The organism is Reichenbachiella carrageenanivorans (assembly GCF_025639805.1).
Classification (GTDB): Bacteria; Bacteroidota; Bacteroidia; order Cytophagales; family Cyclobacteriaceae; genus Reichenbachiella; species Reichenbachiella carrageenanivorans.
Map to the genome: position 1 here is coordinate 2,488,527 of NZ_CP106735.1, position 15,791 is coordinate 2,504,317.

Genomic DNA, 15,791 nt, shown 5'->3' on the forward strand with positions numbered 1-15,791 from the left:
ATGCCAAAAGTTAAAACTAAAGCAGGAGCGAAGAAAAGGTTTAAACTGACAGGGTCTGGTAAAATCAAAAGAAAGCATGCTTTCAAAAGCCACATTCTGACAAAGAAAGAAACCAAGCAGAAGCGAAACTTGACTAAAACTGGACTCGTCCACAAGTCAGACGTAGCTAATGTTAAAGAAATGCTCAACATTTAATTCTGATTAGATCAGAGTTAGGTTCAAATTTTCACCAGAGTATTGGTCTTAAGAATCAGACGAAAGTAGGGTCGCCAATAATCAAAAAAGTTAAAAATTATGCCAAGATCGGTAAACACTGTAGCGAGTAGAGCTCGCAGGAAAAAGGTTCTGAAGTTAGCCAAAGGTTATTTCGGAAGAAGAAAAAATGTATGGACGGTAGCTAAAAACGCCGTTGAAAAAGGACTCGGATACGCATACCGAGACAGAAAGGTTAAAAAGAGAGAGTTCAGAAAGTTGTGGATTCAGAGAATCAACGCTGGTGCAAGAGAGCACGGTTTGTCTTACTCTCAGTTCATGGGGAAGTTGACTGCCTCTGACATCGAATTGAATAGAAAAGTATTGGCTGATTTGGCAATGAATCATCCAGAAGCTTTCAAAGCAGTAGTAGATCAGTTGAAATAAGCTGTAGCTGTTTTATAGATATGAAAAACCTCGACGCCTTGCGTCGAGGTTTTTCGTTTATAGACTTTAGATGAAACTAAGGATCAGTCTGTAAAGTTGGGGGATTACTGCATTGATAATTGACACCCAATATAAAAACTGTCTTTTTATTCTAGAAAGCGGAATATCAATGTAGACTTTAGTCACTTTGGCGGGATGGTGAAAAATTGGTGGCGATGTGGGTAATGGCCTTGCGCCTTTAAATTTTTCTTGATTTTTGCATCCTTTTTATCAAGAAAAAGGATGAGCCTCCATGGCTTGAATGGTGGTAATCAAAATTAGTTGAACTGGATATATATTCAGGTTTCCCCCAGAAATACGGAGTGATCCGAAACTAAATGGACAAAAAAAGGCGACAAATTGCCGCCCTTTTTAGAAATCAGATTACTTGTTGATATTTACTTGGTTACTTCAGCTTTAGGTGTCATTAATTCTTTCTCTATATCTCGCCAGTCGTAGATTTCAAAGGTTTTATTATCTGACATGGCTACAAAGAAGCCTTTTGGAAAGTCTTGGTTGAATGTAAGGTTTGATACCTCAGATCCATCGCTTTCCACTGCCTGAACGGGTAGGACTTGGATTAACTCATGGCTATGTGGGTCGTCTGGCGTACCTTCTCTTGAGAATACTCGAAAAGCATGAGCTTGTTGATCAGAAACTAGTAGGTACCCTGTACTGTCAGAAGTTTCGTAGATCGAAATGCCTTCTCGATCTTCTTGAAAACCATCTAAGCCAAAGAGACTGAGTTGCTCATCGCCCATGGCAGGATCTGCGTAATATTTGCGGATACCATAGAGTTCGTCTGAGTAATAGATGTAACCTAATTTTTCATCTACAGCGATGGCTTCTATTTCTCCATCCCCTCCACTAAACTGCCCGAATTTGCGAACTAACTTACCTTTGATCGAGCCTCCTTCTGCATATAGTATATATTGGTATAAATAACCATTACTAGGAGAGCCTTCTCCTTTGCGGCTAACTATGGCAAAGAGAGAATCATCAGTTGCTCGTTTGTAAAGTGCGATTCCCATGACCTCACGGCTTTCGCTGTCCTCAAAGACGGGTATGCCTCCGTTATCTAAAGGCTCCATATTGGGGATAGAGAATACCCGAATTTGTTTTTTTCCTCTTTCGGTGAATATAGCCAAATCTCTACGTTGGGTACTGTCCAGAGCAAATCCGTAGGTGATGTCTATATTGTTGGGTCGGTCAATGTTTTTGATTCGTTTGGTACTGTCTTCTTTTCCTTGAAGGTCAAAAACGAAGATACCCCCTTGTGAATTTTCACGCTTGTCCGTACCGAGAATAAGAGATTTTGCTGGGTCATTGGGATGAATCCAAATAGCGGGGTCATCACTATCAAAATTTACGGGGTCAGTCACGTACTTGGGGCGAATCGGTTCTGGGGTAGATTCTTTGTTGGGAGTGCTGCATGCAGCACATATTCCCAATAAGACCCATAATTTTACTGTTTTTTTCATGTTAGTCTTTTGTTAGATTGAAAACTTTTGAGCCGTCGAATAATTCATCTCCTTCTTGAAAATGGTCGTCACTATCTATCACTTTTACAAAAGTGAGAGTGAGGTTGTCTCCAGAAATCTCGTATGCAGCTTCGCTAATGAAATCGATTTCTTCTCCTTCATCATTGAAGAAAGAACCTTCCATTTCAAGTTCTCCTTCTTCTGCAGCGTAGTCTGCTTCAATTTCTACGATTAGATTTTCTGTTTCTGTTTCGGTCTCTCCATTTTCACAGGAAGTCACGTTTTCTTCTTCTATGAGCTCGATTTCTATTTTCATTTCCTCGAATTCAAATTCAAATTTCACTTCACCAGTGATTTCAGAAAAGCTTAAATCATTGAGATCTGAAGAGATACTACCAAAGACCGCTTTTAGATCAGTAAAACCAGTTTCGTCCAAATCCAAGACCCATTCACCTGCGAGGTCGTTGTCGAGAATTTCATATTCGAATTCGCTTAGGTCATTGACAACAACATTTTCTTGTGTATCAATGCTAGTGATTGCTAGTTTGAAACTTCCATCTGAAGCTTCTGACCCTGGTAGGTTGAATGCGACTACAATTTCAAACTCCTCAGGTACAGTGCCTAAATTTGCATCAACTGGAATAGTGATTGACTGGTCATCAAAAGTGATTTCACGTTCAAATTCACAATCTTCGTCTTCATAGATATATAGTACTTCGTCTATTGCTACATTGACAAAATCATCTTCGCCACTAAGTGTATAAGTCAATGTGATGGGCGAGCTTGGCAATTCATCAAGATAGTCTGCAAAAGAGATTTCTATTTTGTAATCTTCGGCATCTGCAAGATCAGCACCTTCTTCGTCGATGACGAGACGGTATGGGAAATCGGTGTCGTTAATTTCCACTTCTGGTTCATCTTTCGCACATGCTGCCAAAAATGTGATGGCAGCCAGTAGGAATATATATTTGATTTTCATGATTGTTTTTTTCGATATTAGAAATTGACTTTTACGCCTATACGAGACCACCAAGAATAAAACTCACGCTGTGAGGGATGATTTTCATTTCCTCCGATATAAGCTTCATAGGGCGCATTTGTAATGTTTAAAAATTCAGCAAAAACGTTGAAATGATCACTGATTTGGTAGTTGGCAGTAGCATCTACTTGAAGGCGACCTTTGATGTATTCGTCTTCGTCAGTATCTGCGCCAAGTTCTGCTAAGTATGCGCCAGCATAGTTGCCCGAAACTCTTGCGGTGAAGCCTTTTAGGCTATAAGATAAACTTAGGTTTCCTACGTGTTTGGCTTGTCCTGGTAAGTCGATTTCTTCGCTATCTCCTAGGCCAGAGCGATCCTTCAGTGTTGCGCTAGACGTGGTAAACGTATAGTTGGCATAAAGACCAAATCCTGACAAGAATCCTGGTAGAAAAGTTAAGTTCTGTTGATAGGCGATTTCAATTCCGGTCAGGCTTGCCTTTTGGCCATTGACGTCTTGCGTGAGCTCTATGGTTTGACCAAAATCTCGACCAAGGTAACTGTCTGTTTCGAATCGTCTTTTGTATATGAAACTGTCCAGATTTTTGTAGAAAATACCAGCTGATATCACACCTACGGTGCCGAAATAGTGATCCACCATCAGGTCTACGTTAATTGCGGAGACAGGCTTTAGAGCTGGATTGCCTATTGTGCCTTCTTTGTCTGCGAGATTAATTTCTTGGGCAGGAACAATAGATTCAAAATTAGGTCTTGCATAGGACATCGTTCCTGCCAACCTCAAATTGGTCATGCTGTTTAGGGCATATTTCAAATTGACTTGTGGTAATACGAATGTGTAGTCTGTTGTACCTTCTTCGGATACAATCTCATCTAGGTCTCCATCTTCGTCGAAAAATACGGTGTTGTATTTGTAGTCCACATTTGTCTGTTCAAACCTAACCCCACCAATTACCTGTAGTTTGTTGAACGTAACGTCTGTCATCAGATAGGCAGCTATTACGTCTTCACTAGCGGTATAGCTTTCTACACTTTCGTCTACTAGTTTGTCTTCTACTTCTAGTTCAAACCCATTTTGGTTGGCATTGAAAAACGTCATGACCTTGCCCATGTCAGGAGCTGCTGATAGACTATATCTGCCTCCTAGGTAATCGTTGTCGATTAGGCCACCACTAAACTTGTCTAGTGTGAAGTCTCCTGTTTCACCGTTGAAAGAGATGTCTCCACCTTGCCAACCGTATTTGTTGTTGGTTACTTCTAGTTCTTTGTCTTTGGCTCTGTATTTTCCTCCAAATTTGATGAATCCTTGATTTTGGCCAATCGCATAAGGCACAGCTACATTTACTTTTCCAGTGATGTTTCTGTCTTGGGAGTATGTATTGCCAGCTTCTAGTTCATCAAATTCATAGTTGGAATTGTCGAGATAGTCAAACTCACTATTGGTGCTAAATACGGGGTAGTCAGGTTGAAAGTCAATATTGATGGCGTCAGGCTCTCCTATGAAATTGACTTCATAATCGAATGGAGTATCTTGTAGAGCCAGTGCATATGACACTTCATAGTCAATGGTGAACTTTGGTAATACATGCTTGCCACCCAGATTATAACTAGAGACATCTTGCTTCTCGAATCTATCCTTTGTCAATCTTTCAATCTCATTGTCTTCGAATGGACTGTCGTCAGTGTTGGGTACAAATACGTACCTTCGTCTTACTTCTCTGTCAGTGAAGCTGTTGTATATTCCTCTGAAATAGATTTCACTGGTAGGATTGAACCGATAATCAATAGTTCCGCTAATGGCGCTTCTTGTTCTGCGTAATTCATAGTCTCTCAACTCAAGATCACTGTCGTCACGTTCCCATCCATCTGATCCCAAATCGTTGAAATAGTGGCTGGCGTTGAGCATAACTCCTAGTTTTTGTTCTAGCCCAAATCGCTGGCCGAGTAACAATGAGCCTTGGCTATTAACTTTACCTAGTTCGTTGTTGTAGCCGCCTAATAAGGTGCCTTGTATTTCAGGAGTTCCACTTTTGGCTTTTCGAGTGACCAAGTTGACAGATCCACCTACGGCATCACCATCCATATCTGGAGACAAGGTTTTGCTTACTTCGATAGACGATAGCTGCTCGGCAGGGATGGCGTCCAGTGCGACAAAACGTACGCCCGATTCTGGAGAGGGAATTTGTTCTCCATTGATGTTGATATTGGTAAACTGAGGAGACAAACCTCTCACGATCACATATCTACCTTCGCCTTGATCTCTCTGGAGAGTTACGCCAGGGATTCTTTGCAAAGCTTCTGCTACATTAGGATCAGGAAAACGGCTGATTTGATCAGCCGCTACTATATTTTTGATGTTACCAGAGCTTCGTTGTTGGTTGAGGGCTTTTTGCTGCCCTTGAAGACTTCCAAAAACAGTGACTTCTTCCAGCTCTGAAATTAATTCGCTTAGTTGGACGTCAACAAAAACATCGGTGTCTGCATTGGCTTCGAGTGTAATGTCGTTGTACCCCAAATAACTAATGATCAGGTTGATTTGCCCTGGATTGACACGCAGTACAAATTCGCCATCTACATCCGAGAGGGTGCCTGATGTGGTCTGGTCTACTTTGATGATGGCACCAGGCAATCTTTCACCAGTAGATTCATCAGTTACCGTACCTCGAATCACTATGTCTTGTGCTATTGCACTCAGCCCGATTAGGTTAATGATTAAAAATGTGAATAGTTGTTTCATGGTTTTATGTTCATAGTTGAAGCATTAATAATTTTTTGATGGGCAAAGGATAGTTGCAAGTGTGACTTGGGTATTAATGGGCAGTCAACAAAAGAGCAGCAAAAGCGCTAGGGGAAGGCATCAAAACGTAAACAGCTGTTTGTAATGTATTGATTGTCAATTGATTTGATGTTAATTCAGCGTTAACCTAGGTTGGTGATGTATGCATATAAATTTTCACCTTTTTCTAATCCTAGCTTTTTTCTTAGTCGATATCTAGCAATTCTTAGACTGTCATTGGAGATGTTCATGATAGATGCTATTTCATGTGAATGCAAATTGGCATGTATCATTGCACAAAGTCTGACTTCGGAGTTGGTGAGACCAGGATGATTCTTCCTTATGCGGTCGAAAAAACCCGTGTGAATCTGTTGGAAGATATTTTCAAATTCCTCCCAATCTTCGTCTAGGTTAAAATTCAGATCGATCGATCTTGTCAGTTTTCTTATTTTTTGATGAATATCTTCTTTTTCGCTTTTTTTAATCTTCTTTAGGTTGCTTCTTAGGCTTTCTAAAAATTCATTTTTTTGGATGATCTGTAGGGCAGATCTGCTCAGGGACTTGTTTTTCAACTCTAGTTCAAGTTGGAGTTTACTTTCTTCTAGGTGCTTGTTTTCAAGTTCTGTTTTCAGCTTTTCCTCATTCAATTGGGCATTGATCAGCTCTGCTTTGCTCAGTTCATTTTCCGTTTTTAGCAATTTTCTTTCTTTTCTGTTTTTAGCACCTCGCTGGCCAGACCCATAGACGATGAGTATGATCAAAATGGCCGATGCGCCAAATCCAATAATGGTAATTTGTCGGTTGGACGCTCGTTCTTTTTCTAGCAAAGAGATGGTTTGCTGTTTTTGTTCTAAGTCAAATATCGTTTGGGCATTGGCAATCTCTTTGGCGATTTCTTTTCCAAAAATGACTTCGTTGAGTTCATAGCTTTGATTGAGATAGTGATAAGCGCTATCGTATTGTTCACTGGCTAAGTAGTTTTTAGCCAGATCCCTTGCTGCGGATTGAATCTGGTAATCATTCTGTAGCAGCTTAGCTTCATTATAGGCCTGCCGAGTATAGCGAAGAGCCGTGGAGAGTTGATTTCGTTTTCGGTAGGTGTCTCCTATGTTGTTGAGGTTTATGATGGCTTCGCTTGTGTTGGATAGTGCTCTGTTGTAATCATAGGCTTTTTTGAAATTGACATAAGCTTCGTCAAAAGCTTCAAGGTCTTCATAGATACTTCCAATATTGTCGTAGATCACAGCCAGTTCGGTAGAGTCTACATAAGTAGAAAAATATTCAAGGGCTTTTTGTTGATAAAAGAGCGCGGAATCATACTGCTTAGATTTTTCATATAGATGTCCTATGAGCCCAAAGACATGAGCTTCTCCTGAATCCAGGTTTTGTAAATTGTATAGCGAGCGAGCTCGTCGCAGGTGTATGAGGCCCTGGTTATAGTTTTCAGACCTAAGGTATACTTGCCCGATGAGGCTATTAGTTTCAGCCAAGTGGAGCTGGTCGTTGATTTGATTATAAGCGTGGATAGACTCATGGAGGTGCTTGATGGATAAGTCTAAGTTTCCGATTTTGTAAAATACTGCTCCGAGCAAGTGGCTGCTTCTGGCTAGCCCATAGTGATAGCCTAGCTCGCGAGATAGAATGAGGGCACGACGGGTAAAAAACAATGAACTATCGCTGGTGAATTCGGGATTGGATTCTACTTTCTTGAGCAGGGCGTCTATCGTGGCGTTACTTTTTATATTGGAATCATTAGTCCTCAGTGAGCACCCAGAGAATAGCCAAGTGGCTATTCCTAAAATGGATAAGAAAGTACGTAGAGTCATTTGAAATTATGATGAAAAGTCAGAACAAGCAAAAATGACTATTATGATCTGTGGCGAGTAGTAAACCACGATATCAGTATTTTATCTTATTGTTAAGAAAAGTCGACCAATTGATTTTTTTCATTTGATACGAACAAAGCCCTGTGACTTTTATCAAATCTTGCGTCCAATGTCGAAAAAACTATTTGATGTATGTCTGATTTGATAAATACACTAAAAGCGTTTCACATGCATAGTCCCATCAACCTTAAAGCCTGTAGAGTGGCGGTCGAAGAGGACTTGATTGAATCCAATTCTTTGGAATTGTTTTTTGGCTTGGGAACCAATAAGTATGGGTTGATTTTTAGTTATGGAGTGTTGGTCTTTTACAACTGTGGTCAGCAGGAGATTGACGCATTGTATACTAAACTAGGACTGACCATAGCGGAGAAGGACAGTGATTTATACCAAGATGATTTTGGGATCAAACAGTCGGCAGGTGACTATCAAACTAGATTTGATCACATAGCCTTGCCAGAAATCAATGAGGCTGTTATACGCATAGCCATGCTAAATCTTGGGCAGAGTTTGGCACTCAAATATTATGATACCGTATCTCAGGATTTGCTCACTAGCGTGAGGGAATTCACGGCGCAGCTAGAGTCTAATGGACAATTGAAAATTGGTAGAAAAAGCATCCTGCGTTTCGTAGGCAAGGCCTTGAACACCCAAAACCGAATAGCCGAAAACTTATACATTTTCGATGCACCTCCAGCCACATGGGAGAGCGAATATCTGGAAAAAGTAAACTTGTCATTGTCCAAGCATTTCGACCTGAGCACAAGGTATCGCTCGATCGATAGCACCTTCAAGATTATCAAAGACAACTTGTCTACCTACATGGATCTCTATCATCACAAAGAGAGCAGTAGACTAGAGTGGATTATCATTATTTTAATTTTGGTAGAGGTACTGGATACTTTTATTTCGAAGCTACTGTAGGGAAGGCTATGGCGCGTTTCGCTGTAGTGGTTATTTCTTTAGTTTCTGGTAAAGCTCATTGACATGCGTACGTGCTCGTTTTAGTCGCATTTTTACGGCGCTTTCAGAAAGACCCAAGCTTTGTTGAATGTCTTTGATGGGGTGCTTCTCTTTGTATTTCAACAAGAGAAGCATTTTTTCCTCGGGAGAGATCAGCTCGAGCAGTTCTTCCAAGATCTGGATGGACAGAGCTTCGGGAATTTCGTCTACGCCTTCGATCATTTCGGCCACCTCATCGGCCATTTTTTCGGTAATTACTTTTAGGACTTGGCTTTTCTTGTTTTTTCGGAGATAGTCCATGCAGGTGTTGTGCACGATGGCGAATAGCCAAGTAGAAAAACGGGCTTCTCCTCTAAAGTCTTTAAGTTTTAAAAATACCTTGATCAGTATTTCCTGACATAGGTCTTCGGCGGTGTCATCGTCCTTGACATAGCTCTTACATTTTTTTAGGATGGTTTGTTCGTGTCGCTCAGTCAGTAGGGAAAAATAAGTCAAGTTTCCTTCGGTCTGAAGGATGCTGATTAATGCCTCGTCTGAAATTTTTTTATCAATCATGTAATGACTTGTGTGACTTTTCTAAAACCCTGCGTCCAATGTTGAAATATATAGAAAAGTACGTGTATAAAATGCAAACTGCGATTAAAGAAAAGATTTTGGATGTGAGCATCAAGGCACAGCCAAACGATGTCACCTGCGGGCCTACCTGTCTGCATGGGGTGTATAGCTATTACAAAGACGTCATTCCCTTGCACGAAGTCATCGAGCAGGTAGAACAGCTTTCTACGGGCGGCACGCTGGCCGTTTTGTTAGGTATTCATGCGCTAGACCGAGGCTATGATGCTACTATTTACACGTTCAATTTGCATGTGTTCGACCCTTCTTGGTTCAAAGGAAAGGTAGATCTAGTTCAAAAACTAGAAGCTCAAATGGCAGCCAAACCCGACAATGAAGTCTTGATAGCAGCAAGTCAAGCCTACCTTACTTTTTTGTCCTTGGGCGGAAAAATAAAATACGAAAGCCTGACACCTGCTTTGATTAGATCTTATCTGGCCAAGGATGTGCCGGTTTTGTCTGGGTTGAGTGCCACCTACTTGTATGACAGCCCGCGCGAGATTGGCGATATAGAAGTACAATACGACGATATAAAGGGAGAACCTACAGGTCATTTTGTGATTCTGAATGGATACAACCCTGATAGCCGACAGGTCTACATTGCCGATCCTTTGAAGTACAATCCGATCAGCGACGAACAATATTATAAAGTGAGCTACCAAAAATTGATCACCTCGGTGATGCTAGGCGTAGTGACCTACGATGCCAATTTATTGATGATAGCTCCAAAAGAAAACTAAACGATGTCAAAACTAATTATTACAGAAAACCCTGAAAAATGGAGCTTGAGCTTCGAAGGCGTGACCGTGGTCACGCCCACGACTTACTTCGGCAATCCAGAATATCAGGCCAAAAAGTTTAAAATCATTAACCTCTGCAAATCGCATCAATACCAAAGTGTAGGGTATTATGTGTCGCTGCTGGCAGAGGCGCGTGGGCACAAGGTCATCCCTGAGATTGCTACGTTGCAAGACTTTAGGTTTCCCTCGTTGATCAAAGATGATGCGGACGACTTCGAAGATCTCATCAACGAAAGTTTGAAAGGAATCAACGAAACCAAATTTACGATGAAGACCTTTTTGGGTTATGCAGACGACCCTGCGTTTAGCAATTTGGGCGCATTGATTTTCAACTTGTTTCAAGTGCCAATCATTCAGGCTGTGTTTGAGAAGAAGGAGAAATGGCAGCTGAAATCACTGAAGACACTGCACCTCAATGAAGTGGCCGAGGAGGAATTTCCGATGTTGCAAAAGGCACTTCACTTCTATCTGATGGGCAAAAACGTGGTGCGCAAAAAGTATGCGCGTAAGAAGTATGACTTGGCTATTTTGCTCAGTCCAGACGATCCTACACCACCTTCTTGCCCGAAGGCAATTCAGAAATTTATCTCAGAAGCAGAGAAAAAGGGGTTCAATGTGGAGATCATCACCAAAAACGATTTTGGTAAACTGGTGCAGTTCGATGCCTTACTTATTCGTGTGACCACCAATGTGAACCATTATACCTATCGCTTTGCCAAGAAGGCAGAGTCTGAAGGCTTGGTGGTTTTTGATGATCCAAACTCTATACTGAAGTGCACCAATAAAGTGTACCTTCATGAACTGCTGGTGGCCAACAAAATCAAGGTGCCCAAGTCGCACATTTTGCGAAAGGATCATCAGGAGATCCCAAGCGAATTCAACTACCCGCTGGTGATCAAGCAGCCCGATGGTTCGTTTTCTAAAGGGGTGAAGAAAATCGCCAATGCGGAGGAATTGAAACCTGCATTGAAAGAGCTATTTAGCAAGTCAGAGCTTTTGATTCTGCAGGAGTTTGTCCCTACAGCTTACGACTGGAGAGTAGGAATCATCGATGGACAGCCGCTCTATGTGTGCAAATACTATATGGCACAAAATCATTGGCAGATCGTGGATTGGAAGAAGAATGGAGAGCATCGGGAGGGCAAGAGTGAAACACTCAAAGTGGAAGATGCACCTAAAAAATTAATCGAAACAGCCTTGAAAGCTACTTCACTAATAGGCAAAGGTCTCTATGGTGTGGATATCAAAGAAATAGAAGGCGTCTTCTACGTGATAGAGGTCAATGACAACCCGAGCATAGATGTGGGGGTGGAAGACAAAGTGCTGAAAAATCAGCTTTACGCTAAAATAATGGATACTTTTTTACAAAGATTGAATTGAGATGAACACGAGAATGCACCTGTTTCAGCGCTATGGAATAGAGCTGGAATACATGATTGTAGACAATGATACTTTGGCTATTCGGCCCATTACGGACGATTTGATCAAGAGCGTATTAGGAGCGTTTAGCAATGAAGTAGATCGTGGTTTGGTCACTTGGAGCAATGAATTGGTACTGCATGTGCTGGAGTTGAAATGCTCGAAGCCAGAGCTGGATTTGGTGGCTTTGGCCGAAGGATTTCAGCAAAACATTCGGGACATCAATAAAAAATTGATGGCTTTCAATGCGCGCTTGATGCCTACGGCGGCTCACCCTATGATGAACCCAGAGAAGGAGACCTTTTTGTGGCCACACGACAACAATGAAATATACGATATCTACAATCGCATTTTCAACTGCAAAGGCCACGGCTGGTCCAATCTACAAAGCACACACCTCAATTTGCCATTTTATGACGACGAGGAGTTTGCACGTTTGCATGCCGCAGTGCGGTTGATTTTGCCCATTTTGCCAGCGATAGCGGCCAGTTCACCTGTGCTAGACGGCGCTGCCACAGGTTATCTCGATAAGCGTTTGGACTATTATCAATCCAATCAAAAAGTGATTCCTGAGCTTACTGGTAAGGTCATTCCTGAAAGGGCTTTTTCTAAGCGACATTATCACAAAATGATCTATGAGCCGATTCAAGCGGCTGTAGCACCTTACGATGAGCAGCATATTTTAGAGCCTGTATGGCTCAACTCCCGAGGGGCGATTGCACGCTTCGATCGTGGGTCTATAGAGATAAGACTGCTGGATATACAGGAATGTCCGAAGGCGGATATGGCTATCGTAGCGTTGATTATTGGTGTACTCAAGGTACTGGCAGCAGAGGTCACTTGTAGCGCCCATGAGCAGCAAACTTGGTTAGTTGCTCCGCTCAGCAAGATTTTTCAGCAGACTATAGTGACTGCTGAAAACACGGTGATAGCCGACGCTGCCTACTTGCAAGTTTTTGGGATGACGCAAGAGCAGGCTACAGCCAAGGAACTGTGGGTGCATTTGCTAGAGCTGGTCAAGGTGCACCATCCGGTGTTTATAGGGCCATGGCTGGATACGCTTCATCAGATCTTAGAAGGAGGCACTTTGGCTTCGCGAATATTGACTGCACTCGATGGGATCTATACCGAAGACAATATCAAATTGGTCTATAATGAGTTGGCGGATTGTTTGTCTAACAATGAAATTTTTGAGTCATGCGTAAAAGAAAAATTATAATCACGTGTGAACATGGGGGCAACTATATTCCACGTGAGTACAAATACCTGTTCGCAGCCCATGAGAAGGAGCTGAGTTCTCACAAGGGATGGGATATTGGTGCCTTAGAAGTGGCCAAGTACTTATCTCGGCACATTCCAGCACCGCTGTCGTATCAGCGGGTATCTCGACTATTGGTAGAAACGAACAGGTCTCTTCATAGTGATGAGCTGTTTTCTAAATATGCACATGAACTTGACAAGCCGATCAAGAAGTATATTTTGAATAAGTTTTACTATCCCTACCGCAATGCGGTGGAGAAAAACTTGGCAAAGTATATCGCCGAAGGGCATGAGGTGCTTCATCTCTCTGTGCACAGTTTTACTCCCGTATTGAATGGTATAGAACGTCAGGTAGATATTGGATTGCTTTGTGATGAGTCGCGCTGGCTGGAGTTGGAGTTTTGCCAAATGTGGCAAGCACAGATACAACAATTACTACCCGAGAAGCTAACTATGATCAATGTGCCGTACAACGGCGCAGATGATGGGTTTACTACTTATTTGAGAGAAAAATTTCCTGTAGAAAAATATATGGGAATTGAAATTGAGATCAACCAGAAATATGCAGGCACTGAGGATCAGTCGGTGATCAGGTCTGTGTTAGCCAATAGCTTGGTGATTTCGGAGAATTTAGTAGCAGAATAGATAAAGAGGCTGCTTCAAAAAACTTGTTTGTTTGATCTTTGAAGCAGCTTTTTTTATCTTAAGTCATACATTTGCATTTGTTGAGTTTATGATAGCTTAAATGTAATAGGTAAAATCATTTTCACTTTTACCGAATTGCCTTCTATTTTTCCTGGTGCCCAGTTGGTAGCTTCTTTTATGATACGAATGACTTCTTCGTCGCAGCCTGCACCTATGCCTTTTAGTACTGTAGGATCAGTGAGTTTTCCTGATTCATCTACGACAAATTGGACGAAAACACGGCCTTCTACTCCAGCCTCCTTGGCTTGTACTGGATATTTCATATTTTGACCAACCCATTCGTAGAAGCTTGGCATGCCACCTCTAGGCATGGGGAGATCCTCCACTTTGTCGAATATTTCATCAGCATATGTGGAAATCGTCTGAGCCGCTTCGATATCACTCTGATCACTCAATTCCTGATTGATGTCTTCGCATCCAAACACAAGGACTAAAGCGAGGCCAAGTGTAAAAGGTAATATTTGTTTGATTTTCATAGTTTGTTTATTTTGTTGATTTATCATTTTTATTCTATTCAATATGGAAGAGTTGTAAAAGGAGTGTGCCAACTCAAACCCATGAATTTTCAAGGTGTGAACCGCGAGGATTTGTATATAATGATCTTTGTCATGTGCATGCACGGCTTGGGCATCCGCCAAATATTCATGGTTGACTCGAGCCATTTTTTTTATGAAGTATAGTATTGGGTTGATCCAAAGTAGCGCACTGATGATCTCTAAAAAGAGAATGTCTATTGAGTGCATTTCACCTGCATGAACCTTTTCGTGTGACAAAATCAGTTCCTTTTCTCTTGTCTGCAAATCATCGCCAATGAAGATGGTATTTACGAAAGTGTACGCCTCTCGGCTGTTGGGCAAAGTGCAGAGTCTATAGTCTCCATACAACTCTGCCGTACGACTCATCACCCACAGTCCCATCGCTTTGGATACGACCCTGATCAACAAACCAGTAGCTATGAGTATATAGATGGTACTGAGTAGCTCCACGCTACTGAAGGCTCCTGTAGTACTTTCAGTATTAGAAATTTCTAAAGCATCCAATGTAATCGTGCCTACTGCTAGTGGCGAGGGTATTGAGTTGATACTCAGGTGGAGTAGAGGGACAATTAGTGAAAATACTACACTTGCGAGGAGATAAAATCTATTAAATGAAAAGGCTTTTTCCTGCCGCAAGGCCAAAAGAAAGAAAAGGGAAAGCACGGCCAAGCAAAGGCCCGATTCTAGGAAGTAATTGAATACATTATTCATCGTTGGAGGTTTTAGTGTCTTTTTTTGCGATTTCGATGAGCTGGTTTAGCTCGTTGATGTTTAGGTCGTTTTCCTTGGCAAAGAAGGAAACGAGATTTTTGAATGAGCCTCCAAAGTAGCTGTCCATGAAGTTGGATAGATAGAATTTGGAGTAGTCTTTCTTCGCTATCAGAGGGAAGTATTCATGGGTTTTGCCATAGGCTTTGTGATCTGCAAATTTTTTGGTCTCTAGTATCCTTACAATCGTAGATACTGTATTGTAGGCTGGTTTAGGGTCTGGTAACTTGGCAATGATGTCGTGCACCACACCTCGCTCTATTTCCCATAAGGCCTTCATTACTTGCTCTTCTGCTTTGGTCAGTTCTTTCATAGTTTTCTAATTACATTCTAAATGTATAACTAAATATTTAGTTATGCAACTATTTTTAGAGTCATAAAACTAAATAGTCGGGTTTTTGCGAGGAGGAGTGGATAAAGAATCTATATTTTAAATGCAATGACATTGCAAATTGGCTATCTTTGCACTTATGGAAACGAAAGGACGAAAAGAAATACTTAAAAGGCATGGCATGCGAGTGACCGACTGTCGATTAGACGTGCTCGATTTGTTTATCAATAGTAGACAGGCGCTGTCTCAAAAAGATCTCGAAGAAAAACTCACCGCATACGATAGAGTCACACTCTATCGTACATTGCACAGCTTTCTTGAAAGCGGAGTACTACACAAAATTCCTAATGATAACGGTATAGCTTCTTATGGTGTATGTTTTGATACATGCAGCCCTTCGGAGCATCATCATGATCATCTACACTTCAAGTGCAATTCATGCGGCCAGTTGGAGTGTATAGAAGAGGCCATTACTTTGCCTGCTATCCACTTACCCCAGCATTATCAGTTAGGTGCTGTAGATATCATCGTGAATGGCGTCTGTGGGGCGTGCATTGTGGAGGCTTGATACTATGAAGCATTTT

At 41.6% G+C, this 15,791-nt stretch carries 15 protein-coding genes; 8 read left to right on the forward strand and 7 right to left on the reverse strand.

Translation table 11 applies throughout. From position 1 onward, the window contains the following. Together rpmI and rplT are read left to right on the forward strand one after the other, a co-directional pair. The gene (gene rpmI, locus N7E81_RS09855) at window positions 1-195 is read left to right on the forward strand and encodes a 50S ribosomal protein L35 (RefSeq protein ID WP_263049418.1); all 195 of its coding nucleotides are present in this window, start codon (window positions 1-3) and stop codon (window positions 193-195) included. Between the two features lie 99 nt (window positions 196-294). Next, complete coding sequence (gene rplT / locus N7E81_RS09860; protein WP_263049419.1) at window positions 295-639, forward strand: 50S ribosomal protein L20; 345 nt, start codon at window positions 295-297, stop codon at window positions 637-639. 437 nt (window positions 640-1,076) lie between these two features. Here the strand turns inward: rplT and N7E81_RS09865 are convergent, their stop codons facing one another. The 4 genes from N7E81_RS09865 to N7E81_RS09880 form a co-directional block, all read right to left on the reverse strand. Then, the gene (locus N7E81_RS09865) at window positions 1,077-2,159 is read right to left on the reverse strand and encodes a phytase (protein WP_263049420.1); all 1,083 of its coding nucleotides are present in this window, start codon (window positions 2,157-2,159) and stop codon (window positions 1,077-1,079) included. A gap of 1 nt (window position 2,160) precedes the next feature. Then, entirely contained in the window at window positions 2,161-3,138 is a 978-nt protein-coding gene (locus N7E81_RS09870) for a hypothetical protein (RefSeq protein WP_263049421.1), read from the reverse strand. A 17-nt stretch (window positions 3,139-3,155) separates the two neighbouring features. Further along, window positions 3,156-5,891: a TonB-dependent receptor gene (locus N7E81_RS09875; RefSeq protein ID WP_263049422.1), complete on the reverse strand. Its 2,736-nt coding sequence runs from the start codon at window positions 5,889-5,891 to the stop codon at window positions 3,156-3,158. A 182-nt stretch (window positions 5,892-6,073) separates the two neighbouring features. Further along, window positions 6,074-7,756, reverse strand: coding sequence for a tetratricopeptide repeat protein (locus tag N7E81_RS09880; RefSeq protein WP_263049423.1), 1,683 nt, complete (start codon window positions 7,754-7,756; stop codon window positions 6,074-6,076). Window positions 7,757-7,948: 192 nt separating this feature from the next. On the opposite strand from N7E81_RS09880, the gene N7E81_RS09885 reads away from it, so the two are divergent. Beyond that, on the forward strand, window positions 7,949-8,737 hold the full coding sequence (locus N7E81_RS09885) for an RMD1 family protein (protein ID WP_263049424.1): 789 nt from the start codon (window positions 7,949-7,951) through the stop codon (window positions 8,735-8,737). A 30-nt stretch (window positions 8,738-8,767) separates the two neighbouring features. On the opposite strand, the gene N7E81_RS09890 is transcribed toward N7E81_RS09885, so the two are convergent. Continuing rightward, window positions 8,768-9,331: an RNA polymerase sigma factor gene (locus N7E81_RS09890; protein WP_263049425.1), complete on the reverse strand. Its 564-nt coding sequence runs from the start codon at window positions 9,329-9,331 to the stop codon at window positions 8,768-8,770. A gap of 38 nt (window positions 9,332-9,369) precedes the next feature. Between N7E81_RS09890 and N7E81_RS09895 the strand changes: the two genes are divergently transcribed. The 4 genes from N7E81_RS09895 to N7E81_RS09910 are packed head-to-tail and all read left to right on the forward strand — an operon-like array spanning window position 9,370 to window position 13,512. Then, window positions 9,370-10,128 carry a C39 family peptidase gene (locus tag N7E81_RS09895; RefSeq protein ID WP_263049426.1) on the forward strand — a complete coding sequence of 253 codons (759 nt, stop codon included), beginning with the start codon at window positions 9,370-9,372 and terminating at the stop codon, window positions 10,126-10,128. 3 nt (window positions 10,129-10,131) lie between these two features. Further along, on the forward strand, window positions 10,132-11,568 hold the full coding sequence (locus N7E81_RS09900) for a RimK family protein (protein ID WP_263049427.1): 1,437 nt from the start codon (window positions 10,132-10,134) through the stop codon (window positions 11,566-11,568). Between the two features lies 1 nt (window position 11,569). After that, a complete protein-coding gene (locus N7E81_RS09905; RefSeq protein WP_263049428.1) occupies window positions 11,570-12,826 on the forward strand; it encodes a carboxylate-amine ligase in 1,257 nt (418 codons plus the stop codon). Next, window positions 12,805-13,512 carry an N-formylglutamate amidohydrolase gene (locus tag N7E81_RS09910; protein WP_263049429.1) on the forward strand — a complete coding sequence of 236 codons (708 nt, stop codon included), beginning with the start codon at window positions 12,805-12,807 and terminating at the stop codon, window positions 13,510-13,512. Before N7E81_RS09905 ends, N7E81_RS09910 begins: the two co-directional genes overlap by 22 nt. An 86-nt stretch (window positions 13,513-13,598) precedes the next feature. Here the strand turns inward: N7E81_RS09910 and N7E81_RS09915 are convergent, their stop codons facing one another. Then, entirely contained in the window at window positions 13,599-14,819 is a 1,221-nt protein-coding gene (locus N7E81_RS09915; protein WP_263049430.1) for a M56 family metallopeptidase, read from the reverse strand. Beyond that, complete coding sequence (locus tag N7E81_RS09920) at window positions 14,812-15,189, reverse strand: BlaI/MecI/CopY family transcriptional regulator (RefSeq protein WP_263049431.1); 378 nt, start codon at window positions 15,187-15,189, stop codon at window positions 14,812-14,814. Before N7E81_RS09920 ends, N7E81_RS09915 begins: the two co-directional genes overlap by 8 nt. Before the next feature lie 157 nt (window positions 15,190-15,346). Here N7E81_RS09920 and N7E81_RS09925 point away from each other — a divergent pair, with 157 nt between their 5' ends. Further along, window positions 15,347-15,775: a Fur family transcriptional regulator gene (locus N7E81_RS09925; RefSeq protein WP_263049432.1), complete on the forward strand. Its 429-nt coding sequence runs from the start codon at window positions 15,347-15,349 to the stop codon at window positions 15,773-15,775. Window positions 15,776-15,791 lie beyond the last annotated feature (16 nt).